The following is a 23,953-nucleotide window of genomic DNA, read 5'->3' on the forward strand; positions in this document are numbered from 1 at the left end:
TATGGGTATTACTATGGTAAAGTTATCATCATTTTCCTTTGTAAGAATAGTACGAAATCGACATTTTGACCATCCGGGCTTAGCGGATGGTCCTTTGTGTTGTAGGATGAAGCGCGGGTGCGGTTATTTTTTATTTGTATCCAATAACCAGCGGCATGCCTGCAAGATAAGTTGATTTTGAGCGGGTTCGCTGAAGGTAGAGGATAATCCGGTATCTGCTTGATAGTTCATATCGTTGTGGCCCATATTGATATAGACCATACGGTATTTTTTATTGGTCCATACCACCGGATAATAGCCGCTATGCCATATTTCGTGGGGTTTGGGACCAGTCCCCAGGGGGAAGCTGCTGCTGTCTATTGCTACCAAAATAGCTATAGCTGGATTTTTGCGCAGGTCGTTGCTCCAGCGGTACCATTCATTGGGCGCACTGCGAAAAATGGCTGGGAGTCCTGCTGTTACTGGGTGTTGGGTATTTTCTACGCGGAGGTTTGCACTGGTAGGTTTCCAGGTATTGCTGGCATAGGAGCCGCTTCCGAGAAAGGTTTCATGGTACCAGTGCCAGTCTGCCGGAAAGGCGGAAGGGCTGAGTGCAAAAGCGGAGAAGTGAAATCCCAGCCATGCGCCGCCGTGTTCCATATAATCCTGGAAAGCTGTTCTCTGGGCAGGATTATCGGGTCTGGTATCCAGGAAGATGACCAGGTCGTATTGCCGGAGGGTATCCGGATTTAGTCGGTCCCAATCCTGGGTGCAATAGTATTGGTAGCCGTAATTTTTCAGTTGCGTGGCGAAGAAGGTATTTGCTTCCTTCACGAAATTGATATGTGCCTGGTCGTTTTTACCGGTATAGAAAGCGATGGCTTTAGGGAGATGCTGGCCGCTCAGGGCATCAGCGAGTAATAGCAGCAACGGGAGAAGCAGTTTCTTCATAGGCGCTAAAAATAGCACTCAGGGCGTAAAAATCCTATGCTGACGTAGTAAAGAAGTAGTAAAAAAATACAGCGCCATGGATACGGCTGTATATGATCCATGACGCTGGTTGTTTTGGTGTAATGATGAAAGCTATTGTTGATAACCCGGAGCGGCGGCTAGTGTCCACCTTTACGTTTTGACAGGTGGCCTTTATCGGACGTACCGTGTTCCATTTTATCAGTATTGTCCTGCATGTTCCGGGCGTTGTTCTTTCTGTGTTGGGTTTTTCCTGGTTCTCTGCCCAGGGATCTTTCACGATGTTGTTCCGAGTGTTTACCGGAACCATTCCCTTTATGCAACATGACATTGAATTTTAAAAGTGAATAAATGAGCTTTTAAATTCTTTGATAAATTTCCTCAAATTTCTAACAGCATAGTATTAAAGCGGTGTTAATTAATATCTTCATAGGACAATTTTAGCATACCATGCAAATCCGGCATTACCCACCATCGAAAAAATTAGCGCCTTATATCACTGGCTATATGATCATTACCAGCGATACTGGCCGGATCAATACGGTATTGCCGGATACTGCTATGACCCTCTCCTTTCGTTTGGGTGGGCAGGTGGATCATGCGTCCACGGTCCTTACGAGCGCCAACATTGCCGGAATTAGAAAGGGGCCGCAGCAGATGGCCTACCATGATAAAACCCGGTTCTTACTAGCCACCATGAAACCCGGAGCGGCGGCTGTCTTCATACCAGCGCCATTACATCTGTTGAATAGTCAGGTGGTTTCGATGACCGATTTATTCCCCAAGGATATGCTGGACGCTGTAACAGATCGGCTACAGGCGGCTGCCACAGACAAATTATGCGTTCAATTACTGGACCAGTGGTTATGCAGTATTATTCGGCCTCAACAACAGGATTTACTGATACTCGCCGCCATAGGGCAGATCAGAGAAGCGGGCGGACAACTGAAAATCCGTGACCTGGCCACCTCCTTACACATCAGCCGGGACCCACTGGAGAAAAGATTTCGCAGCATGGTAGGTACCAGTCCCAAGCATTTTGCGGCGATTGTCAGGTTCCGGAATGTTATCTCCCGTTATAAGCCCAATCGCTCTCTTACAGACCTGGCTTACGAAGCCGGTTATTTTGATCAGGCGCATTTTATCCGCGACTTCCGGCTTTTCACAGGACAGACACCGCAGGCTTTTTTCAGCCATGCACCAGAGTGGTAAACATAAAAAATGATTTTTTACAATTTCCGGGGAGATACAGCTGCTAGCTTTGCTGGTATAAATCATCAATGCTATGAAAGAGTATGTATTTTTTGTAAGAATCAACCCGGAATCATTATCTGCATCAGATCTGGAAACGCTTCACGCTGGCTGGGATACGGCAGTGGAACATTGGAAAGCCGGCAATCATTATATCTACGGCATTCCAGTGGTACAGCCAGGATTTGTGGTAGACGACCATAATAGCGCAGCGGGCGTAATAAGAGAAGAAGGCAACCGACTGGTAAGCTTTATTCATATGTCGGCTGAAAACGACGAACAAGCGATGCAACTGGCATCTATGGCTCCTGTGTTACAATTCGGCGGGTCTATAGAGATACGAATCCCTCAGCGAACCGTCGCACCTGTTTACAACGACTGATATTTCTTATTAAAAAGATTGTTGAGAGGGCTTACCAGAACGGTAGCCCTTTCTTGTGCGAACAAATGACGGATATGGATTGTTGAGCTATAAAATATCCGATCATGAAAAGATTATTCCTTCCAATGCTGGTGACACTGCTGCTGACCGGATTCATATCCAGGTCTCAGGAAAAAAGGGATTATATCCGTGTCATGACAGATTCCATGAAAGCACACCTCTCTCTTAATGAAGAGCAGTATACAAAAGTATACGACATCAATAAGAATTTTTCCGACCGTATGGCTACGCTCAGAAAAGATAATCAGGTGCAGAGAATGGAGAAAGCGAAGCAAATGAAAGATCTAAGTCAGCAAAGGGATTCCTCTTTGAAGACTGTATTGACACCGCAGCAATATGATATGTATGAAGCCAATAAGAAAGAACGTCGCGAACAGGCCAAAGAAAAATATAAAGAACGTAAAGAACAACGGGAAATGAAAAAACAGGAACAACCTTAGCAGCAAGTCCTATAGTGAATATATGAACGGATATGGCGTTTCTCCGCTGTATCCGTTTTTCTTTATATAAATCTGGCATATAATATGCAGAGTGAAGGGCTCCAGGTTATTTTATTATCTGGATAGAATGTATATCTTGCCCACGCAACATTATCTCTACTATGGAATATCGACCGGGATTACATTTGCTGACCACATTGTATTCCGACAAACTTGAGTTACTGCAGCACAGTGCCAACTGGAAGGAGTTTATCCAGCAACAAATCTGTAAATATGAACTGACGGAAGTAGGTCAGGCGATTCATGACTTCCCTACCGGAGGTTTTACCGCAGTGCATTGCCTGACGGAATCACATATTTCTATCCATACCTGGCCGGAATATGGGCTCTGTACCTGTGATGTATTTCTCTCCAATTTCAGAAAGGACAACGATCATACTACACAATCTATAATGGCGGCGATTCATGATTTTTTTGAAACGCAGCGCCATGAATCCCACACCTTAAGAAGATAATATGCCACACTACAATTGTTCCGGCTGTCGCCAATCTTTTGAGATGCAGCATACCGGTGACGGTTATTATGGTTGTACGAAATGTCATTCCTTACTCCGCGTCAGGAATGGCAATGTAAGCAGCACGATTGCCATGAAAGGCGCTCATCGTGAGCAATGTATTCCGTTGGGAACAGAGGGTATCCTTCAAGGCGAGAAGTACCGTATTATTGGTTACCTCGAGCGCCAGGAATTGGGGACATATTATTATTGGTCAGAGTACGTACTGACAAGGCTGCGGGATAATGTGACTGTATTCTTGTCGGAGTATGACGGACATTGGAACCTGTTAGCACCTTTACCCGACAAGCCTTTCACCAGGAAGCAGGATGCAGAATCGACCAAACATTTGGTCCATGAAGGCAAGGACTTTGAGATTTTTTCCAGATACTCTGCAAAATTTATTTACATCATTGGAGAAATACCCTGGGAACTGGAATATAAGAACAAGACCCGGTGTATAGAGTTTATCCGCCCTCCTCAGATGCTGGCTATTGAAATGACAGAAGATGAGAATCATCATATTGAATTCGATACCTTCCTGGGTAGGTATATCTACCCTAAAGAAATCCAAGAAGCGTTTTTGAATGGTAAATATCCGCCAAGTCGTAAAGGAGTGGGTCCCACACAGCCTTTTTCAAGGTATATCCGACCTCGTCAGTTCGTATATGGTACCTTGCTTTTCTGTTTCATCGCGATCTTCTTTTCTCTATATACCAACGGCATCAGGCGGAATGTAGAGGTATTTAATCAGCATTTGCGCATAGACAGCGCCGCCGTCGCCAGTAAGCAGATAGTAAGTCCCAGTTTCAAAGTGGATGGAGGTTACAGCAACCTGGAGCTGGAGTTTTATTCGGATGTAAACAATAGTTGGGCGGCATTGGATTTAATACTGGTGGATGAAGTGACTGGTAAGGAAAATGCATTCAGTATGGAATCTTCGCTGTATAGAGGCGTAGAAGACGGAGAGTCATGGTCGGAAGGAAGCGCTTATCAAAAGGCATTCATTTGTGGCGTAACAGCGGGTACCTATCACTTTGTACTGGCTACAAGCGGAGAACCGAGATATGGCTATATATCAGCGAATGTAGCTGCCAGATATGATGTACCTACTTACTGGAATGAGGTACTTCTTTGTCTTATTCTAGGCGCGATAGCAGTGACCCTGCTTTTGTGGGAAAACAATTTTGAGAATGAACGAATGGCCGGGTCTAACGTAAAATTCAAATTAGATGAAAAACTTTCTTAGTAAACTACCTTTTTCCTGGAAGCAGGATAAGATTTCCATTATGGTGCTCTGCAGTTTCCTTGGCCTGTTGATCATCAGCAATGTATATGGCTATCGTATCTGTAACTGTACAAGTACGGAAAAATGGGAACCCGGGAAAGCCCGCGGTGCACGTAGTCATAGCGGCGTTCACTATTTCTATCACAAATAATCCCTGTATATGGAAACTTTACAACTCAAATTTATCCTGGCATCTATGGTTTATGCCCTCATTGGCGTAATTGTTCTGGTAGGCGGCTTCTGGCTGGTAGACAAGTTCATAACCCCTGAGGACACCTGGAAGGAAGTAGTACAAAATAAAAATATTGCCCTGGCCATCGTGGTAGCGGCCTATATCATTGCAATGGGATTGATTATCAGTTCCGCGATTCACAGTTAAATTACGCAGGTGGAAATTCTGTTATTATTATCGGTGTTTGTAATTGCGACCTGTGGCCTCATTTATGAGCTGGTAGCAGGTACGCTGGCGAGCTATTTATTGGGTGATTCTGTAACACAGTTTTCTACCATTATTGGCGTTTATTTATTCTCCATGGGCATTGGCGCATGGCTCTCCCGTTTTTTTAAAAAGGATTTACTCAGCTGGTTTATCCAACTGGAAATACTGGTAGGATTAATCGGCGGTATCAGCTCTGCCCTGCTGTTTCTTCTCTTTGAACATGCCGCCAGCTTCAGGCTGGTGTTATATCTGTTGGTAGGACTCACAGGAACATTGGTAGGATTGGAACTCCCGCTCCTGATGAATATTCTGAAAGACAGATACGAGTTCAAAGACCTCGTGTCCAGGGTGTTTACCTTTGATTATATTGGGGCGCTCCTCGCCTCTCTGATATTTCCTTTGCTGCTGGTACCTTACCTGGGGCTTATCCGCACTTCCTGCTTTTTCGGGATACTGAATGTGGCAGTGGCCATTGTGGTATGTGTACGATTTAAACACGAAGTACAATGGGCAAAATATTTGAAAGCCAAAGCGATCGCATGTATTGTGGCATTAGTAGCAATCTTTTTCTGGGCGGACAGGATCATGAGCTATTCAGAAGGCGTCGCCTTCCGTGATCCTGTGATCTACAGCCATTCTTCTACTTATCAACGCATCGTGCTCACCAGAAGTCGGTTAGATTTACGGCTATACCTTAACGGTAACCTGCAATTCAGCTCTGCCGACGAATACCGCTACCATGAAGCGCTCGTACATCCACCGATGATGTATAGCCCCAAACGCAGTCAGGTACTCGTTCTTGGCGGTGGCGATGGGATGGCGGCAAGAGAACTGCTAAAATATCCGGAAGTACAGCAGATCACCTTGGTGGACCTGGACCCGGCGATGACAAAATTATTTCGTAGCAACAGTATGCTGGTGGGACTGAACGATAGTTCCCTCCTCTCTCCGCGCATTCAGGTGATCAATGCCGATGCCTTTCAGTGGCTGAAAGAAAACAAAAAGCAATTTGATGTAGCCATCGTAGATTTCCCGGACCCCGGGAATTACGCTGTAGGTAAGCTTTATACCACCGCGTTCTACCGCAAGCTGAGAAATGCGCTGACTGACAGCAGTGTGATTGTGATACAGTCCACTTCTCCATACGTAGCGCCGAAGGCCTTCTGGTGTGTGAATGCCACCTTACAGGAATGTAATTTTCAAACGATCCCCTATCACACTTATGTGCCTTCTTTCGGAGAATGGGGATATGTCATGGCCTCTCCCATGCCATTATCGCAACACCACGACCAGCTACCAGCTGGTCTAAGATACTTTACTGCCGCCACTTTCCGCCAGATGGCGGATTTCACGCCAGACATGAGTGAAAGAAAAGTGCTGGCCAATCACCTGAACAACCAGATACTGGTACAATACTTTGAAGATGAGTGGGGAAAATTCCAGGAATAATATCAGCAGGAAAGATTTCCTCCGGTATATGGCTATCATTGCGGGCAGTACGATAACGGCTTCACAATATATTGCCTGTTCTGAAAAGCGCGATAAATACGGACATATTACGAGTCGCATCAGTGGCGCTTCTGCGAAAGCAGGACATATGATGCGGGATAACGTTTTCCAAACGCCCACGCATACGAAAGAATATGATGCAGTGATCATTGGCGGCGGCGTAGCGGGACTCGCAGCAGCACGCATGCTGCATCACAGGGGGATGAATAACTATCGGTTACTGGAACTGGAATCCCATACAGGGGGCAATGCCAGCTTCGGCTCCAACAAGTACAGCGCTTTTCCGCTGGGAGCGCACTATCTTCCTATACCCAATACAGATAATCAGCCCCTGCTGGATATGCTGGCAGAAGCGGGTATTCTGACTGGTTACAATTCCAATGGCCTTCCCGTATACAATGAAACTGATCTTTGTTATGACCCTGAAGAACGACTTTATATCCATGATCGTTGGCAGGAAGGACTGATTCCGCAGTTAGGCACTACGAAGACTACGCAGCAGGAGCTCAAACGCTGGCTGGACGAAATGCAGCAACTACGTGCCATTCGGGGAACTGACGGCCGTTATGCTTTTGATATTCCCATTGCCAATAGCTCCGTAGATCCTGCATTCCGTGAGCTGGACAACATCAATATGCGCACTTATCTGCAACAGAAAGGATACCAGTCTGAGGAACTGTACTGGTACCTGGATTATTGCTGTCGCGATGATTATGGAGCGGGGATCGATATTATCAGCGCCTGGGCGGGCATTCACTATTTTGCCAGTCGCAAAGGGAAAGCCGCCAATGCCGACAACTCCCAGATGCTGACATGGCCCCAGGGCAATGGTCGGTTAGTGCAACATCTCCAACAGTTCAGCAAAGAAAAAACGTTACAGCAGACGATCGTTTATAAAGTAACCCCACAGGGCAACCGCGTAGCCATCGATTACTATGATATGCGATTGCATACTACCCAAAGGATTATCGCCAAAGCCTGCATCCTCGCTACTCCGCAGTTTGTGACGCAGCGTCTTATTCCAGGCGGAACCTACGATCATGATTTCGTATATTCTCCATGGTTAGTAGCCAACATCACGCTGGATCGTGTTCCCGAATCTTCCGGCTATCAATTGTGCTGGGATAATGTGATTTACAGAGGGAAATCGCTCGGTTATGTATATGCACAACAACAGCAGCTTACACAGGTTCAGCCAGAGCGACAGGTAGTAACTTATTATCTTCCCCTGGATCATTTGGACCCGGTATCTTCCCGCAAATATGCTATTGCGCTGGAACCACAGCAATGGGTGAAGCTCATTACAGATGATTTAGAGAAGGTACATCCGGGCATACACGAAGTTATTCGGGATGTAGATATTACCGTTTGGGGACACGGCATGATAAGACCTCATACCGGATTTATCACGGGAGCAGCGAGGGCAGCGGCCCAGTCGTCTCCCTATAAAAATATTTTCTATGCGCACTCTGATCTGAGTGGCGTTTCTATTTTTGAGGAAGCATTTTATCATGGAAATAAAGCCGCTAATGCCCTTGCCGACTATTGCAGTTAAACGTCAGCCATGGATTTACAGTGGTTGGGTAGATGGTTTGTTCATCTTATTTCCGCCGTTTGCCGCATTGCTGGCAATCTGGCTGTTTCCTGCCGCATTCCAGGTCTCAGGCGGCGTGAACCTGGCATGGTGGGTGATCCTGGTGTTGTTTATAGATGTATCGCATGTTTACAGCACTATTTACCGCACTTATTTCGATGGCGATACTTTCCAAAAACGGCGTCGGTTATTTATTGCTGTACCAATCATTTCCTGGATAGCCGGCGTACTCGCCTATTTGGCAGGCCCGTTGGTATTTTGGCGGATACTGGCTTACCTGGCAGTATATCATTTTGTACGACAACAGTATGGATTTTTACGCATTTACAGTCGGAAAGAAAACGCAGGTAAATGGAGTAAAACCATTGACAGCATTACGATATACGCCGCTACTATATACCCGTTATTATACTGGCACCTGCATGGCCCACGTCTATTCAACTGGTTTGTAGAAAATGATTTCTACTATATCTCCGGGGCCAGTGTGGCGGATTTCCTGCGATATCCATATGCCTTTATTTTAATAACATATGTTATAAATGCTATCAGGGAGACGATAATCTCCCGGTCTTTCAATACGCCCAAACACTTGCTGGTATTGGGCACGGTACTATCCTGGTATTTCGGGATTATCTATTTCAACGGCGATCTTACCTTTACATTACTGAATGTCATTTCGCATGGGATACCTTATATGGCGCTCATTTGGGCGCATGGCCGCAAGCAGTATTATCGTCCGGCACAGGGCAGCAGGTTCCTTCAGTTGTTATTCAGTAATAAAGGAATTGTACTCTTTATTGGATTGACGATGTTATTTGCTTATGTCGAAGAAGGGCTATGGGATGGATTTGTATGGAGAGAACATTTGCAGTTCTTTTCCTTATTCCGTCAACTGCCAGCCTATGATGATAATTATTTTCTCGCTTTCATCATACCTTTTCTTGCTATTCCGCAGGTAACGCATTATGTACTGGATGGTTTTATCTGGAAGATTAAAAACGATCGGTATAACTGGAAAGAAAAAACGATTGGCGCATAAGAAGAAATGTCTGAAAGCCGCTGCTTTCAGACATTTCAACGATTACTTACTGTAACGGGGGAACGTTGTACGGCATCCATTCCGGCAGCGCTTTCAGTTCTTCTTTTACACTGCTGCTAATGGGAACGCCCCAGAATTCAAAGAACGGCGCGAGATTTCGGCCAGTGATTTTTGAAAATTCTTTTGCCCATAAATCTCTTTTTTGTTCATCTGTCTTAGCGTAGCTTCCTTTAGGGTCCTGTTTGGCATATGCCTGGCAATTGCGGAAGAACGTCTTAAACGCTTCCCAGCCAAAGCCTTCCTGCAATTGGCGGAACAGGATCAACGCTAAGAAAGGATCATTTTTCCAGGTTTCGAAGTTGGCGCCTTTTTCAAAATACTTCCTCATCATATCCATCGTTCTTTTATTGGAAACGCCATCATGTGCGCCATTACGGCCACCTGTGAGTCGGTCAAAGGAATAGAGCGAAAAGAAATTACAACCTACTTCCGTAGTACCATCGAAGGACCAGTCGCTGCTTTGCATGTTATGACCAATTTCATGGAAGAAGCCCCAGTTAGCGCCACCTTCTGTTGGGATCAGCAGTTTTTCAGGATTTACGATGATATCTGCGGACACCATATGCGCGGAGGGAGAATGATGGACCATGATCGGATAACCGGAATGCATGTAGCCGCCGCCAATATGTTCGTCCAGCACCATGCGTTGCGGCCGGTAAACAGGCTGCGGATATTGCGCCAGCTCCATAATTCCACCAATGATACGGTCCCAGATCTTCATTACTTTTTCAGGATCTGATACTTGCTGCATGACGGAGTCTGGCAAGGTGAGGATAATACGGTCTGTACTCATTTCGCCCCATGGCGCTTTATTATTTTTCAGTTGTTCCAGCCATTCTTCCTTGGTGGTTTTGCCAAGTACAAACTGAGGAGATGTTACAGCGCCTTTAATAGTTACATCGGCGGACCAGTCTTTTGCTACGGGTAATGTAGCGATGTAAATCAAACCGCCGAAAGGACTGGCTATTCGTGTAGTCGTAGACTTTAGTGTCTCCGCCTTCACGATATTCGGCATTCTGCGCCAGTCTTCCCCTCCTGCTACCCAATGGCCCAACTCATCAGAATGTGCGCCAATTTGGATTGTTATGATACCATTTGCCATATTGGATGGGATGGAAAACTCCACAACTTCACCTGGGGCAGCATAGAGGCCGGTAGAATACAGCGTAGCGGCTTCTGGGGAGCCGTAATCGAGCTTGCGGATAACAGCCCAGTCATTTTTGTCTACCTGTTTATGATCAATATGAATAGTACGGGAGATATGATCTGCTCCGGGCTTCACGGCTCCCGGAAACCAGGCCGCCGAGGGATGTGCCTTTATATGCTGGTAATCTTTGCTTGCCATTGCCTTACTGCTCCAGTCCAGCACCTGTTTACGCAATACGGAATCTTTTACTTTCAGTCGGTTGGTAGGCGTGATGATCACGTCTTCTGCAGTGGGTGTTTTAGCGGGTCCCTGCGCATAGGCTGTAGTGGCGCCCGCCATTAGCATGGCAAGGAGTAGATGTTTGTTTTTCATGTTCCTGTTTTGTAGCTGGAAATTAATACTAGACAGGCTTTCTTTCGGAATTATTTTATTCAAGATAAACTGGCGGTAAATGATATTTTTGCAGGGCTATCCAACAAATTGATTATGCGCTTTATTCAGCTGACAGGATTATCAGGAGCCGGAAAAACAACCATCGCCAATGCGGTGCAGGAACGTCTGCGCCAGCAAGGCTACCAGACAGAAGTAATTGACGGAGATGTTTACCGGCAAACCCTTTGTAAGGATCTGGGATTTTCTCGTGAGGACAGGTATGAAAATATCCGCCGCCTTTCTACTGTGGCCGCAGAAAAAACAAAGGCAGGAGTGATTACGCTCCTTTCTGTTATCCATCCCTATGAAGAAATGAGGAAATGGGCGGCTGATAACTATGGCGCTCATACGATATGGATTCATTGCCCGCTGGAGACGTTGCTGGACAGAGATACTAAAGGTTTATATCGTCGGGCGCTGTTACCGGACGGCCATCCGGAAAAGCTCCATAACCTCACGGGAGTGAATGATCCCTATGAAGTACCCGTGTCTCCCCAACTTATTATACATACCCATGAGGAGACTATACACGATGCTGTGGAGCGATTATCTTCGTATATCCTTGCTAGTTTGTAGTATAAATATAACCTAGACTTTTACTGATAAAAAAGCCTTCCATTCTGGAAGGCTAAGCACTTTTAACGTACTGAACTTGCACCCACCCAGGGGGTTGCAGGTACAATAATTAAGCTTTTAAACTCAATATTAAGCTGTCTTCCGCAACGAACACAATCTTGATAGGCTTGTTCAAGGGAAATATTGGGTTTCCAAAGACCTCCATTCGGAAGTGTAAATTGATTATTGTTCGGGCCAGAAAACCACTTATCGAAGTAACTATAGTCAGACATCATTTTGCTCTTGAAATTTTCAACTAGATCAGTCTGATTAGCCACTAACTCGTAAGTTACATATGCATTCATTATTTTACTTTAAATAAGTTCTCAATGCAGAGATCACTCCTAAGACAGTCCCTCTAAGCCTTGCTTCCAATGTAGAATCGTTATCCCTTCCAGTAACCTTTAAAACATATTCTTCGAAAGAGAGAACATTTAATTCTCTGAGTTTATCCAGCAAGAAATTCTGGAGTCCGATACTAGTCATAAACTTGTTTATGAGCTCAAGGTCCTCCTGACTGATTGTTCCCTGATTTACTTTTTGTTCAAATATGTTAAGATCCTCCAAACTAATTGTTGGATTATTGTAATTTTCCATCTATAATTATTGATTGGTAGATTGTGAATTCGACATTGTCACTTTCTCCTTTAAAGCTGATATTGCAGCAAACTCAATTTGCGCTTTTGTTGCAATTTGTTCTATCTCATTCACTCTTTTCTCTACCTTTTCTTTCACTTTCTCAAAGTTATCTTTAAAATGTTTTTCTACTTCGCTTTCTGCCTTAATATAAACCCCCACATTTATTGCTATTAATAAGGTGACAATAACGCCGCCAAAAATCAGGATGTCATCAATTCTTTTACTGACTGAGTTTATCTTCTCAATTGTGCTTTCTGTTTGTTCCAGGTCTTTAACAATCTCCTTAATTTTCACTTTTCCAAGCATGGAATCTGTGACATTAATAGAAATAGCATAAGGAACATGTTTCTCCAATAAAAACATCCGGTATATCCACATTACCATCAAGGTAGCACAGATGCCCAATACAAAACCGCCAAGAAGTTTTCTGTTAAACATAAACAATAGGATAAAGCGTCAAATTTATAAAGTATTTAGCGAAATAGAACACACCTTATGCATGATAAATTCTTTTTTAAGCCAATAAACGGTACAATCCAATATTATATTATTAAATCATATAATGCAATATCTATTTCACATTATATAATTAAACAATTCAAATTATTAGCGTTTAATTCCTCATAGCTGCGGCAAGCCTGCGCTAAATAATCTGGTATATCCAATATTTGCGGTTCCGGCTGGAAAGATTGATCGGGATATTTCCCATGCCTCACTGCCCTTTGCAGCATTGCCTCTTTCACAGGAGGCGAAGGCTGATAGTGGCTATGGCAGAGCAATTCATCCAACATTCCTTCATTACCATCCTTATAATTTACCAGAAAAGTATTGCTATCACGGGAATGGATATACGCCATTTTCCGGAGGTAAAGATCAATTAAAAAAGATATGTAGGCAGGATTTTCAGCCGGTAGTTCTTCCCAGGTGCAACCCATTAACTCAGCTGGGATGACCCCACGAAAGAAATGCAGGCCATGTTGTTTCATTTGGGAGCGCACGACTTCAGCCGGATGTCGGTATAGCAACATGAATGGCGTATTGGGAAACCATTGCCGTAGTTCCTCATAGAAAAACAGGTGCCAGCTATCCAGTTTAATGAACACCCGTTTCTCCTTGCCTGTACGAGGTTTGGACAACAATGCTACCAGCGATTTAAACAATTGTTCCCTTGGAGGCAGCATGGTGATATCGGGCATATATGGCAGCCGCAATACATCATCCAAAATGGCTACTTCAGAAAGGATCAGGTTTTCCTCATCTTCTGCCAGCATTTGGGAGATGGTTGTAGAGCCGCAGCGGGACACATGAAAAATGATAGCCGCCGGATCTGGCGGCGGTAGCTCCTTCGTCCATTCCAGGATATCTTCTGCAGTGCTGACGCATTTTACTTGCCGGAACGCGGGCGCTTGCAGTTTTTTCAGCTCTTGTATGGTATTATGAAAGAAAGGTTGTGTAAAGCGGTATTGTGCTGCATCCAGCCACTCAAATTTCATAGCGGGGCCGGTGAGGATAGTCTGGTAAGGAATAGAATTGCCGGAAATTTGCATGATTAAAGGGAAGCTTTCAATTGAGCGATTAAGGCCTCATTGGCTGGATTGTTGTTGCGTTCGAGTTCTGCGATTACCTGGAGCGTAGTGCCGCGGTCCAGTTTAGCGGCCACTTTCTCCGCCTGAAAATCGTATCCTGCCTGCTGGAAGAGCGTATCAGTCCATTCGTTGCGATGCGCATCGATGACCAGATGTACCCTGTCGACCGGACTAAAATTCTCTACGCTGTGTACTTCGCTGAAGTTGGCATACCAGCACTGTCCTTCCTGCATATCCACCCGTTGCCCGCCTACCATGAATATGACATCTGGATGCGTTATAACGGGGATGTGTATACGTACAAAACCATCTTCGTAGGCAGCATCCATATCTCGATGCGGTTTGATGACGCTGCCGCGTTCCAGTTTAAGCAGCCGGATGCCATCCATTCGACATTTAAAAGTATGGATGACTTCCTGGAAATAAGGGCAGGCATCTAATAATGCGGTGTTCTGGTAATTATCTGTAGGATGTGCGTAGATATCTGCATCATGGCCGGTTCCGGAGCGAAGCGCGACGGCCGTCCATTCTCCATCATAATCACGGGTATTGAAATGCAGCTGCCAGCTGGCTTCTTCACAACTTTTCAGGTCTGCCTGCAGCTTGGCTATATCAAAATGGAATGGCAGTCGGATAATATTATTTCCCTTCATAGATAGGATGTATTTGGCTGCCAGTAATGGCCGCAATGCAGTATAAGCAGCAAAGATGATAAAATTATACCAATAACATATTATTTAACAATCAACATAACATATTATCTGAACAATCAACCTGGTATACATCTTTCGACTTTGCTGCTTATGCCGCTATGCGGTCTATCTTATTCCTATTGATTTTTTAATATCAATTCCATCTGAATATTAGCGCGTTCATAGGGAGAATGGCGGGCTGCCACTTTCCGGAAACCTAGCTTTTCATACAGACTGATAGCAGGTTTCAGAATGGTATTGCTTTCGAGGTAAATTTTCTTAGCGCCTAATGCCTTTGCTTTTTCTGCGATGGCGTTGCCCAGCAGCCAACCTATGTTCTTACCTCGCGCAGCCGGCGATACCGCCATCTTTGCCAGTTCATAATCATATTCAGGATCTTTCATTTTAATTAGTGCGCAAACGCCAACAGGCTGACCATGGAGAAGCGCCACCAGGATATGTCCTCCTTTGTCGAGAATGTAACCCTGTGGGTTATCCAGCGCTTTGTAATCTGCTTCTTCCATTTTGAACCAGTGGCTGATCCATTCTTCGTTGAGGTCTCTGAATGCTTTTTGATATGCCGGCGTATAGGGCACAATCCGGACCTCCTTGCTTTCTCTTAATTTCTTCTGCTCTTGTACGCGGCGCAGGAGGGAACGCTGTTCCAGCAGGTATTCCCATTCGCCGATAGCTTTCCAAAGGTCGTGTCTTGTTTGCGACATCAGTTCCTCAATGGCGCTGTTGACGTCTTCGTATTGGTCCTGAATTTTCTCTGCTGTTTCTTTTCCTTTAGCGGTAAGGCTTACCAAGGTACGGCGTCCGTCTTCCTTATCTTTCTTTTCCTTCACCAGCCCTTTTTTGATCATCTCCTTAACGATTTTACTAACAGAAACATGGCTATGGCCTATTTCACGGGCAATGACTGTTATCGTCTCCTCTTCTCGCTGGGAGAGAACATAAAATACAGGCCACCATTTGGGCTGCAGTTCTACTCCAAACAGGGAATATATCTGTGAGGCATCTTCTGTGATTTTATCTGTCAGAAACCGTAACCTGCTACCTATGGCCATTTTGCCAATATGATCAAAGAAATTTTCCATTTTGTATGTAATTTCGTAACTAGTTACGTAAATGTATATCAGAAAATCATTTCATCCAAAATATTTTTTTAGCGAGATTCAGGTCTCTCTGTAACAGCCGTAGGTATTTTCATAATGGGACAGATCGCATTCCAGTTGCTGGCGGTCCCAGTTGGCCGTATTGGCAGCGGCTTCGTAGGTAGTTTGCAGGAAATCATGGAGAGTAGCCGCAGGGTCGTCACTTTGCTGGACATCCTCATAATTCAGCATGAACTCCCCCATTTCCGGGCTAAAGAAAGCAGCGGCGGGTTTTACCGGCTGTTGGGAAAAATCGGCCGGAACGGGGTAAGCATATGAATAGAAAACGGCATGCGGGTATTGATCGCTGCCCAGCCAAAAGCCACAGGAGCTTACTTCATGGGAGTAGGCCTCTTGCATCACTAGTTTAGGCATATTGGGCATTTGTCCGTTATGTTCCGGCGCTTGTCTTCCAGAGAACCGGGTAACAGCCATATCGAATGCGCCCCAGAAAAAATGAACAGGGCTCGCTTTTCCGATGAAGCCGGTGCGAAAGCGGGTAAACACCGAATGAACGCGTACCATTGCCTGCCAGAAATCTTCCACTTGCGCCGGGTTGTAGCTCTGATGCACGGTATCTGTGGGAAATGGAATTGCTGCCGGAATTTCGCTGGGCATGTCTGTAATTTTCACATCAATATCCAGTTTCCCGATAATATCAAATAATTTATGGTAGAAATCGGCCACTGTCATAGCTTGCAAAGGGATCTTTTCTTTTCCGCCCTCACTGGTAATCACTACCAGCTCATGCTCCACAAAGTTGAAGTCAATACTAAAAATACCGTGCTGGTAGGGCATACTGCCGGTTCCAAAACCTTCGGGATTTACATACAAGGTAACATGCCAGGAATGATTCAGCCAGGGCATTTTTCGTAGCCTGATCTTACCGACGATCTGTGTCCAGAGATGCAGGGTGGCCAGGGTGTCTTTCCAGGCAGTATAATTCAATACAGGCCAGGCTTGGTTTTGTGCCATAACTATTTCTTTTTAACCTTTAACAAACGAGCCCGCTGATGGTTTATACCTATCTTTACAACGCATTCAAATGTGCGACTATGCAATTTCTACGGGATCATTTTGAAAAGTTAATTACTCTTACTGATAAAGAATTTCAATACATCTTACAGTTCTTTCGCAGCAGGCGCATTATGAAAAAGCAATTCCTGTTACAGGAAGGAGATCCTGTTACCCAGGAATATTTTGTGGTAAAAGGATGTCTGAAATCGTATGTGCTGGATAGTGAGGATAGAAGTCATATTATGCAGTTTGCGTTGCCTGACTGGTGGATAAGCGATTACCAGGCCCTGGTTACACAAAGTCCGTCCAGTATGTTTTTAGAAGCGGTGGTACCCACACAGGTATTGTGTATCACCCGGGAAGACAAAGAGAGGCTTTGTGCGGAGATGCATAAGATGGAACATTTCTTCCGCATCAAGAATGCTTATGGCTATATCGGATTACAACGTCGTATATTATCTATGCTCACCGGAAGTGCCAAAGAGCGCTATGAGCAGCTATTACAGCAATATCCTGATTTATTCCAGGTAGTACCTAAACAAGACCTGGCGGCATTCCTTGGCGTTAGCAGGGAAACGCTCAGTCGCCTCTACTCCAAAAACAAATAAATGTGATATAGGTCACATGCACAATGTGACTTACCTCCTGTGCTGAAAGCCAGCGCTGACGGATCTTTGTTGTCATAAAAATAAAGATCAGCAATGAACTTCCTATCAAGGTTAGTGTTAAATACCATTATTATCCTTTCAGCATTAAAAGGTTTTTCACAAATGAACACAAGCAATACCAATCAGGGTGCGGGTAAGAAAATACTCTTCGTAGTAACTTCCCATTCCGACCTCGGCAATACCGGTGAAAAAACGGGTATCTGGATCGAAGAATTTGCCGCACCGTATTATTTTCTGCATGATAAAGGAGTAGACATCACGATTGCTTCTCCTGCCGGCGGCGCTGCTCCTATTGATCCCAAGAGCACAGACCCCAATGCGCAAACGGAAGCTACCAAAAGGTTTTACAGCGATCCTGCTACACAGGACAGGCTTGCGCATACTGTGGCGCTGTCTACTGTAAAAGCAGGAGATTATGATGCGGTATTCTATCCTGGCGGCCACGGTCCGATGTGGGATCTGGCAGAGGATAAAACCTCCGCCGCGCTGATTGCCACCTTCCTCGATAGTAAAAAACCCGCAGCGCTGGTATGCCATGCGCCTGTAGCATTACAACATGTAGTGGACAGTAATGGCGCGCTCGTAATAAAAGGTAAGAATGTAACGGGCTTTAGCAACAGTGAGGAAGCAGGGGTTAAACTCACCCATGTGGTGCCTTTCCTGCTGGAAGATATGCTGAAGGCCAAAGGCGGGCATTATCAGAAGGGACCCGACTGGCAGTCATTTGCTATTCAGGATGGACTCCTGATTACCGGCCAAAATCCGGCATCTTCTGTTGCTGTGGCAGAGAAGCTGTTGCAGCAAGTGATTGCTAAATAGATTATTTTTAATTACATAAGTTGTTTATAAGAAAAATGGTTGACGTCTGCGACGTCAACCATTTTTCTTATATTTTTTCGTCGGCCCTGCCCGGTGGGCAGGGCCGCGATAATTCTTATTTATTGATTTATTTTTCAAAGAAAGTGTGTTTCACAAATTTGGAGGTATCTACTCCTACGGCTGCAAATTGTTTATTGAGGGCATACACGCTGTTTTGAAAGAGCTGCGCTGAAATACCATCCTGCTTTCTACCGGCGAGGTATACACGAAATGACGAACTGTGTTTCACCTGTGCCAGCATTATTTTCATGCCTGGATAGGCTTCTCCAATGGCTTTACCTGGCTTCAGCGTATCGTATAAGGCGATGGCGGTTGTTACATCAAAAGGCCGTGCGGTGGCAGAATCGAGTGGTTCGTTGCGTCTGCTGCCTGGAGGAGCCAGCAAATGCTTCGGATCATAGCAACGGATATAGAGGTTCGATGATGCGCTGTCTCCATAATTCATCATACTTTTATTCATACTCTTTATGATACTGTCGCTCCCAACAATTAACATTTTCAGTTCAAAGGAATCCGGGTGCTCAATAAACTTATCCAGTTCTTCATTATTGGCAGTGAGTTCGAATAATTTTATTCCGGTGGGTTCATTCACGGATAAATTGGGGAGCAGCTTGATAGTAGCGCTGCTATCATTGCTGTACAGGTACACTTCACCTTGTGCGACAGACATAGAATCTACCATGGACTTGGCAATTCGGATATTTCCATCAAACTTTTTTTCTTGCATTTCCGTAAACTTGCTGAAGTTCGGACCACGATCTTTGATCCAGTCCTTTCCACATGCTTTGATGAGGGAAGCCAGGGCAAAGATGAAACCGAGAGGAACTGTCCAGTAGGCCATCTTGCTATTCTTTGTTTCTTCTCTTTTTAATTGAATAGCCGGATCTTCTGCCGTGACAGGTTCACGCTGTTGCAGCTTCCTGGCATAACGGGAATCCAGCCTTCTTTGCAGGGCCGCTGTGAACTCGGAAAAGGTGATGGCATCCTGCTCATTGTTAAAAACATTGCTTCGGTATGTCACATTCCAACGTACCTTCTTCCCTGATTTCAGGCGCAGACTCATGGAGGGCGGATTACGCTGATACCATGGGAGGTCTATTATCTGTTCTATATCGTCGAAATTAATCCGGCCATAAAATTCGGATGTAAGGCCAGCATTATCCAGGTCAATGGTATCTTTTGCTTTTCCTTTCACGAACATCAAGTACATTCCTCCGCCCAATGGCAGCAAGATAGCTGCCAGGAAAGGAGCCAACGAGGTAATGTTCATTGCCATTATTATTACCAGTGCCAGCACCGGACCAAGGATCATGAGCAACAGGTACAGCAGTACATTCTTCGGGTTATGAAATCTAAAGGTAAACGTCTTCATCCCTCACAAAATAATAAATTATCCATTAGGAAGAGATCTCCGCTATCTTTCTGATTCTTTGTAAATTACCATATGAATTTATCGGAAGCTACCTCATTGATTACCCAATCCGGTTTGCCAGGCGGCACCTGGGCCGATCTGGGCGCCGGCAGCGGATTATTCAGTGCAGCGCTGGCACAGCTATTACCTGCTGGCAGCACTATTTATGCCATAGACCGCGCATCGCCGGAAAAAATCGTATATCCGATTCCGTTGGGCATTCAAGTGATAACCAAGCAACAGGATTTTGAACAAGACCCGCTTCTGCTGGATGAATTGTCAGGAATACTAATGGCCAATTCCCTGCATTATGTATCCAACAAAGAGGCGCTGTTACGCCAACTCGCCACACAAATGCGACCTGAGGCGGTCTTTATATTTGTGGAGTATGAAACCCAACAAGCCAATCCCTGGGTCCCTTATCCTATTCCCTTTCAGGAATTAACCCGGTTACTGCATAGGGTGGGCTTTGCACAATCAACCTATCTGGGCGACCGACCTTCTGTTTACAGATCCGGTAAGATGTATGCGGCTGCCTACCGCAGATAAAAAAGGGCGACTGCCGCTAGCAGTCACCCTTTTCGCGTGCATGGTTTATCGTTAACGTTTGATGAGTTTAACAAAAGTTGTTCTGTTTTCCTGTGCGATCACCGCGAAATAAATGCCTGCTTCCAGGTCATTACCAAAGCGGATTTGCGCTCCAGAAGCAAATTTCAATTGCTTCACTGTTCTGCCGAAAAAGTCCATTACCGTTATCGTCACTGGCGCCTGCTGATTACTTTGCAGTGAAATCACAAAATCCGTTGTACTTGGATTAGGATAAGTTGTTGCAATGAGTAAACCAGGGGTTGATTTTTCCGTATAGTCGATAGCGTTATCACCATAGGCAGCTGGCACTTCTAAGGTAGACCAGGTGGCTATTTCACGGAAATCGTTCCCCAGTGTGATCATTACCTGCTGGGTATTTTGTCCGCCAGTGGTTGTCAGGAGATACGGAGTTGTCAGGCTGAAGTTGTTACCCCCGGGGCCGGCTGGAGTATATTGTTCCATTTTACTATATCCGTTACCGTTAGTATTTTCCGGGTTGGTATTGTAGTAAAGTCGGATGCCGTAAGTACCATTAGGGCCGGATTTACGGGCTGAGATACGCAGTTGGAGTTGATCTTCCGGCGTGTATGCGATACTGTCGGATAACAGTGGAATAGTGAATCGGGTAGCCGATTGCAGGGAATTACCCTGGAGCAGTTGATCCGGTAAATTGCCGGAGCCCACCAGCTGACCATTGAGGAAGAGTTCAGCGCGGAGGTCTGCGCGTCTCCCTATACTGGAATTATTGGTAGTACCGGCATATATGGTGACAGGTCCGAATTTACTTTTGCGCAAACTGACGATCACCGCTTGTTGGGCAACTGCCGTATTCCCTGCACTGTCCGTCACAGACCAGGTTACCAGCGTAGTTCCAGCAGGGAATGCCGCTGGCGCATCGGAGGTAATACTGGCGATACCACTCTTGTCTGTTGCTGCAGGCGGCGTCAACTGCACAGTAGCTGTAGTACGACCGGTATCGTTAAGGGCGTGAATCGTATCAGGCGTGGTGATAGCAGGCGGAATACTGTCCGGATACACGAGGAGCACCGGGCGGATAGTGGCGTCGGCGTTTTCTCTGGCAGAGAAAGTAGCATCGTTGGTTTGACCGGAAACGGAAGACTGTATCACCAGTGACAGGATTTTATCGCCCGTCATTTCCTGGATTACCTGGTTGGTGATATCCCATTCCACATAACCCGTTTTTTTACCTTGTACACTGGCCACTTGTGTTACAGCAGCAGGTTTATTGTTCCAGTTGATACCTGTTTCCGTCCAGCTGTCATCATCTGCTTTCCACACCTGCCATTGAGTGCCAGTGATGGCTGTACCAGCGCCTACTATATTGAGTCTTAGCTTAGCGGTGTTCACGTTACCCAGCGCTTTCAGGTCAAATTTAATATAGGAAATCCTGCTATAGCCGCTGTTACCATCTTTTTTCACCACCAGCGTAGAGGCGGTACCGTAGTTGATCCCGGCATAGCTGGCATCTCTAACAAACGCGTCTGCTAACGGGAACGCACCTCCGGTAATCATACCAACAGATGCAGACGAAGCAGTATCGCCATTCTGCCAGGTCACTTTCGCCGTCAGGTTATGAGGGCCTTCTCCCGGTACGATGGAAATGTTGTAAGGCGCTGTAGTAGCGGTTCCCGCCAGAACGTTATCCAGGTAATAATCTATTCGCTGTACGGGACTACCTTGCGATGCCACGCGTATAGAAACAGGAACCGGTGCGTTTTTCACGAAGGCGGCGCCATCCAGGGGGCTCGTTATACTAATCGCATTCATCGTGATGTTTACCGGAGAAGAAGCAGCCGTAGCGCCACCTTGAATAGTGGCCACGGTGGTGAGAGCGTAGTGCCCGGGAGCTGCGTTGATCCAGTTAAAAGTATAAGGCGCAGTCGTATCTTCTCCCAGCTTGGTACTATTCTGAAAGAATTCCACTTTCGTCACTTTGCCAGGACCGTTGGCAGCAGCGGCGATAAATACAGTATCTCCTGCGGCGTATACTGCGTCTGAGGCAGGCGTTTGAATACTTGTGACAATATCATCGCGGAGTAAAGACGGATCTACGACCGGGTTTGGAAGTCCGAGTGCCGCCACTTCTGCATAAATAGATTCGCTTACATTGAAGCCCCATTTGCGGAAAAACTGGCTGAGATTATCGCCGCTGATCTGGGAAGCATAGAGCATAAAAAGTCGCATCTCCTGCTCATCGCCTACTGGAGAAGGCGCTTCATCGCGACTCCGTTTATGCAGGGTATGATAGAATTCATCGCCATAGGCCAGCCATAACTGGTGGAACATACCGAGTCGGGTGAAGAGCGCGGTACTGCTGGCATTGAAATTCCTGCTGCCGTCTGGCAAGGCCAGGTATGCGAAGATGGTATTCCAATCTGATGCCCCGATACCCGGCTCTCCCGGATGGATAGCGCGTTTGGCTGCCAGAGAGTATATATTAACGCCGACCTCAATACAGGTAGACCAGATCCAGCTCCAGTGTTGATGGTGGTGGCCTATTTCATGGAAGATGCCCCATCCCCCACTGTTAAGGATATACGAAGGTGCGAGTATCCAGTTGATACTTCCCGTAGGAATGCGTACTCGACCCATCGAGGTAGCATCTGGGTTGCCACTGGCTTTCTCCAGCAGCATCAGTTTATTTTTCAGGAAGGGAGCATGTACCGGCGTACTGTTGTCCAGGCCACTGATATCGCCTTCCGCCTGCATGACCTGATCCAGTAAGCGCAGCAAGGTATCCTGGTTTTCATTGCGATATTCTGCCGCCTTTGTTCTACTAACGACAACGAATAAACGATTGGAAACCAGGGTCGCATTTGGTGAAATCGTATCTGCCGACAACATATTCAGCCAGTCGCTATTTGTGGTAGCGCCGAGAATATATAATGGCATCTGATTGTAACCGCTTTGGAAGGTGACCTTTACGCGGTTATTATCAGAGGGATCATTGGAGGAGTATTGCAGGTAGAGATCTCCTCCGTTGGCATTTGTAATGGTATTCAGGCCAGCGGTTAAGTTGTAAGTGGTAACCGTTTGACGGTCATAGGTACCCATGATTAATTTGGGGAGGCCTGTTCCGCTGATTTGTTCCACGTTCAGGAGCAGCGGTACATTGGCAGATGCCCGTAGCCCCACCGGTTCAAAATCGGCCACCTGGAGGGAGGTTTTGAGTCGCCCTGTTTCCTTGGCAGTACTGGGAATCTGTGTCAGTTCCCAGATATTCCTGGTAATCATATGAAAAGGCTTCCCGCTGTCGACCGGCGTAGTATAACGCATCATCGGAATGGGCGCGGCGGATAGCTGTTGAATGGCAAGAAACGCCAGCAATGCCAGCAAGTGTGTAAATTTTTTCATGTTCGTGGTTCTATTTTGAGTTAAGGCAGTAATGTGCACTGTGTATCTTAAAAATAAGCACCAACGTGGCTTTGGTTACCGGTCAAACTGATCATAGACACGGGAAGATTGATTCATGGGGTGAAATTTCCAGGAAAATTCAGATATTTGCATCCGTGAAAATACCGGCATACCCAAAATGTC

The 23,953-nt window shown here is 45.8% G+C and carries 25 protein-coding genes; 14 read left to right on the plus strand and 11 right to left on the minus strand.

From position 1 onward, the window contains the following. Positions 1 to 123: 123 nt before the first annotated feature. Together CLV59_RS15845 and CLV59_RS15850 are read right to left on the minus strand one after the other, a co-directional pair. Positions 124 to 930, minus strand: a complete 807-nt coding sequence (locus tag CLV59_RS15845) for a ThuA domain-containing protein (RefSeq protein ID WP_111593038.1) — start codon at positions 928 to 930, stop codon at positions 124 to 126. Positions 931 to 1,088: 158 nt separating this feature from the next. Next, on the minus strand, positions 1,089 to 1,274 hold the full coding sequence (locus CLV59_RS15850; RefSeq protein ID WP_111593039.1) for a hypothetical protein: 186 nt from the start codon (positions 1,272 to 1,274) through the stop codon (positions 1,089 to 1,091). 124 nt (positions 1,275 to 1,398) lie between these two features. Here CLV59_RS15850 and CLV59_RS15855 point away from each other — a divergent pair, with 124 nt between their 5' ends. The 10 genes from CLV59_RS15855 (at position 1,399) to CLV59_RS15900 (ending at position 9,504) form a co-directional block, all read left to right on the plus strand. Further along, entirely contained in the window at positions 1,399 to 2,160 is a 762-nt protein-coding gene (locus CLV59_RS15855; protein WP_111593040.1) for a helix-turn-helix domain-containing protein, read from the plus strand. A 73-nt stretch (positions 2,161 to 2,233) separates the two neighbouring features. Continuing rightward, positions 2,234 to 2,581, plus strand: coding sequence for a phospholipase D-like domain-containing protein (locus tag CLV59_RS15860; RefSeq protein ID WP_111593041.1), 348 nt, complete (start codon positions 2,234 to 2,236; stop codon positions 2,579 to 2,581). A gap of 104 nt (positions 2,582 to 2,685) precedes the next feature. Continuing rightward, on the plus strand, positions 2,686 to 3,081 hold the full coding sequence (locus tag CLV59_RS15865) for a hypothetical protein (RefSeq protein ID WP_111593042.1): 396 nt from the start codon (positions 2,686 to 2,688) through the stop codon (positions 3,079 to 3,081). Between the two features lie 161 nt (positions 3,082 to 3,242). After that, positions 3,243 to 3,596: an S-adenosylmethionine decarboxylase family protein gene (locus tag CLV59_RS15870; RefSeq protein WP_111593043.1), complete on the plus strand. Its 354-nt coding sequence runs from the start codon at positions 3,243 to 3,245 to the stop codon at positions 3,594 to 3,596. A gap of 43 nt (positions 3,597 to 3,639) precedes the next feature. After that, complete coding sequence (locus CLV59_RS15875) at positions 3,640 to 4,884, plus strand: DUF4178 domain-containing protein (RefSeq protein ID WP_170137777.1); 1,245 nt, start codon at positions 3,640 to 3,642, stop codon at positions 4,882 to 4,884. Further along, positions 4,868 to 5,074 (plus strand): hypothetical protein, encoded by a 207-nt coding sequence (locus CLV59_RS15880; protein WP_111593045.1) that lies wholly within the window; start codon positions 4,868 to 4,870, stop codon positions 5,072 to 5,074. Before CLV59_RS15875 ends, CLV59_RS15880 begins: the two co-directional genes overlap by 17 nt. A 9-nt stretch (positions 5,075 to 5,083) precedes the next feature. After that, positions 5,084 to 5,302, plus strand: coding sequence for a DUF350 domain-containing protein (locus CLV59_RS15885; protein WP_111593046.1), 219 nt, complete (start codon positions 5,084 to 5,086; stop codon positions 5,300 to 5,302). 9 nt (positions 5,303 to 5,311) lie between these two features. Continuing rightward, positions 5,312 to 6,811, plus strand: coding sequence for a polyamine aminopropyltransferase (locus tag CLV59_RS15890; protein WP_111593047.1), 1,500 nt, complete (start codon positions 5,312 to 5,314; stop codon positions 6,809 to 6,811). Next, the gene (locus CLV59_RS15895) at positions 6,786 to 8,426 is read left to right on the plus strand and encodes an NAD(P)-binding protein (RefSeq protein WP_111593048.1); all 1,641 of its coding nucleotides are present in this window, start codon (positions 6,786 to 6,788) and stop codon (positions 8,424 to 8,426) included. The genes CLV59_RS15890 and CLV59_RS15895 overlap by 26 nt, the downstream gene beginning before the upstream one ends. After that, a complete protein-coding gene (locus CLV59_RS15900; RefSeq protein WP_111593049.1) occupies positions 8,401 to 9,504 on the plus strand; it encodes a hypothetical protein in 1,104 nt (367 codons plus the stop codon). The genes CLV59_RS15895 and CLV59_RS15900 overlap by 26 nt, the downstream gene beginning before the upstream one ends. Positions 9,505 to 9,550: 46 nt before the next feature. Here CLV59_RS15900 and CLV59_RS15905 read toward each other — a convergent pair whose 3' ends face one another. Next, positions 9,551 to 11,083 carry a M60 family metallopeptidase gene (locus CLV59_RS15905; protein WP_146616213.1) on the minus strand — a complete coding sequence of 511 codons (1,533 nt, stop codon included), beginning with the start codon at positions 11,081 to 11,083 and terminating at the stop codon, positions 9,551 to 9,553. Between the two features lie 114 nt (positions 11,084 to 11,197). Here CLV59_RS15905 and cysC point away from each other — a divergent pair, with 114 nt between their 5' ends. Beyond that, positions 11,198 to 11,719, plus strand: a complete 522-nt coding sequence (gene cysC, locus CLV59_RS15910; RefSeq protein WP_111593051.1) for an adenylyl-sulfate kinase — start codon at positions 11,198 to 11,200, stop codon at positions 11,717 to 11,719. A gap of 348 nt (positions 11,720 to 12,067) precedes the next feature. Here the strand turns inward: cysC and CLV59_RS15920 are convergent, their stop codons facing one another. The 6 genes from CLV59_RS15920 to CLV59_RS15945 all read right to left on the minus strand — a co-directional run bounded on the left by CLV59_RS15920 (position 12,068) and on the right by CLV59_RS15945 (position 16,807). After that, positions 12,068 to 12,355 (minus strand): hypothetical protein, encoded by a 288-nt coding sequence (locus CLV59_RS15920; protein WP_111593053.1) that lies wholly within the window; start codon positions 12,353 to 12,355, stop codon positions 12,068 to 12,070. 6 nt (positions 12,356 to 12,361) lie between these two features. Then, positions 12,362 to 12,835: a hypothetical protein gene (locus CLV59_RS15925; RefSeq protein WP_111593054.1), complete on the minus strand. Its 474-nt coding sequence runs from the start codon at positions 12,833 to 12,835 to the stop codon at positions 12,362 to 12,364. A 143-nt stretch (positions 12,836 to 12,978) separates the two neighbouring features. After that, the gene (locus tag CLV59_RS15930) at positions 12,979 to 13,944 is read right to left on the minus strand and encodes a sulfotransferase family protein (protein ID WP_111593055.1); all 966 of its coding nucleotides are present in this window, start codon (positions 13,942 to 13,944) and stop codon (positions 12,979 to 12,981) included. A 2-nt stretch (positions 13,945 to 13,946) separates the two neighbouring features. Next, positions 13,947 to 14,636, minus strand: a complete 690-nt coding sequence (locus CLV59_RS15935) for an aspartyl/asparaginyl beta-hydroxylase domain-containing protein (RefSeq protein WP_111593056.1) — start codon at positions 14,634 to 14,636, stop codon at positions 13,947 to 13,949. Positions 14,637 to 14,812: 176 nt separating this feature from the next. Further along, positions 14,813 to 15,775 carry a bifunctional helix-turn-helix transcriptional regulator/GNAT family N-acetyltransferase gene (locus CLV59_RS15940; RefSeq protein ID WP_111593057.1) on the minus strand — a complete coding sequence of 321 codons (963 nt, stop codon included), beginning with the start codon at positions 15,773 to 15,775 and terminating at the stop codon, positions 14,813 to 14,815. A gap of 78 nt (positions 15,776 to 15,853) precedes the next feature. Next, entirely contained in the window at positions 15,854 to 16,807 is a 954-nt protein-coding gene (locus CLV59_RS15945) for a DUF5996 family protein (protein WP_111593058.1), read from the minus strand. Between the two features lie 173 nt (positions 16,808 to 16,980). On the opposite strand from CLV59_RS15945, the gene CLV59_RS15950 reads away from it, so the two are divergent. Together CLV59_RS15950 and CLV59_RS15955 are read left to right on the plus strand one after the other, a co-directional pair. Then, a complete protein-coding gene (locus tag CLV59_RS15950; RefSeq protein ID WP_245950882.1) occupies positions 16,981 to 17,457 on the plus strand; it encodes a Crp/Fnr family transcriptional regulator in 477 nt (158 codons plus the stop codon). A gap of 162 nt (positions 17,458 to 17,619) precedes the next feature. Further along, positions 17,620 to 18,336 (plus strand): type 1 glutamine amidotransferase domain-containing protein, encoded by a 717-nt coding sequence (locus CLV59_RS15955; RefSeq protein WP_211323909.1) that lies wholly within the window; start codon positions 17,620 to 17,622, stop codon positions 18,334 to 18,336. A gap of 127 nt (positions 18,337 to 18,463) precedes the next feature. Here CLV59_RS15955 and CLV59_RS15960 read toward each other — a convergent pair whose 3' ends face one another. Further along, positions 18,464 to 19,768 (minus strand): hypothetical protein, encoded by a 1,305-nt coding sequence (locus tag CLV59_RS15960; RefSeq protein ID WP_111593061.1) that lies wholly within the window; start codon positions 19,766 to 19,768, stop codon positions 18,464 to 18,466. A gap of 72 nt (positions 19,769 to 19,840) precedes the next feature. On the opposite strand from CLV59_RS15960, the gene CLV59_RS15965 reads away from it, so the two are divergent. Further along, positions 19,841 to 20,356: a class I SAM-dependent methyltransferase gene (locus CLV59_RS15965; protein ID WP_111593062.1), complete on the plus strand. Its 516-nt coding sequence runs from the start codon at positions 19,841 to 19,843 to the stop codon at positions 20,354 to 20,356. 51 nt (positions 20,357 to 20,407) lie between these two features. Here CLV59_RS15965 and CLV59_RS15970 read toward each other — a convergent pair whose 3' ends face one another. Then, positions 20,408 to 23,770: a M60 family metallopeptidase gene (locus tag CLV59_RS15970; RefSeq protein ID WP_111593063.1), complete on the minus strand. Its 3,363-nt coding sequence runs from the start codon at positions 23,768 to 23,770 to the stop codon at positions 20,408 to 20,410. Positions 23,771 to 23,953 lie beyond the last annotated feature (183 nt).

It is taken from the genome of Chitinophaga dinghuensis (assembly GCF_003259435.1).
In the GTDB taxonomy this organism is placed as follows: Bacteria; Bacteroidota; Bacteroidia; order Chitinophagales; family Chitinophagaceae; genus Chitinophaga; species Chitinophaga dinghuensis.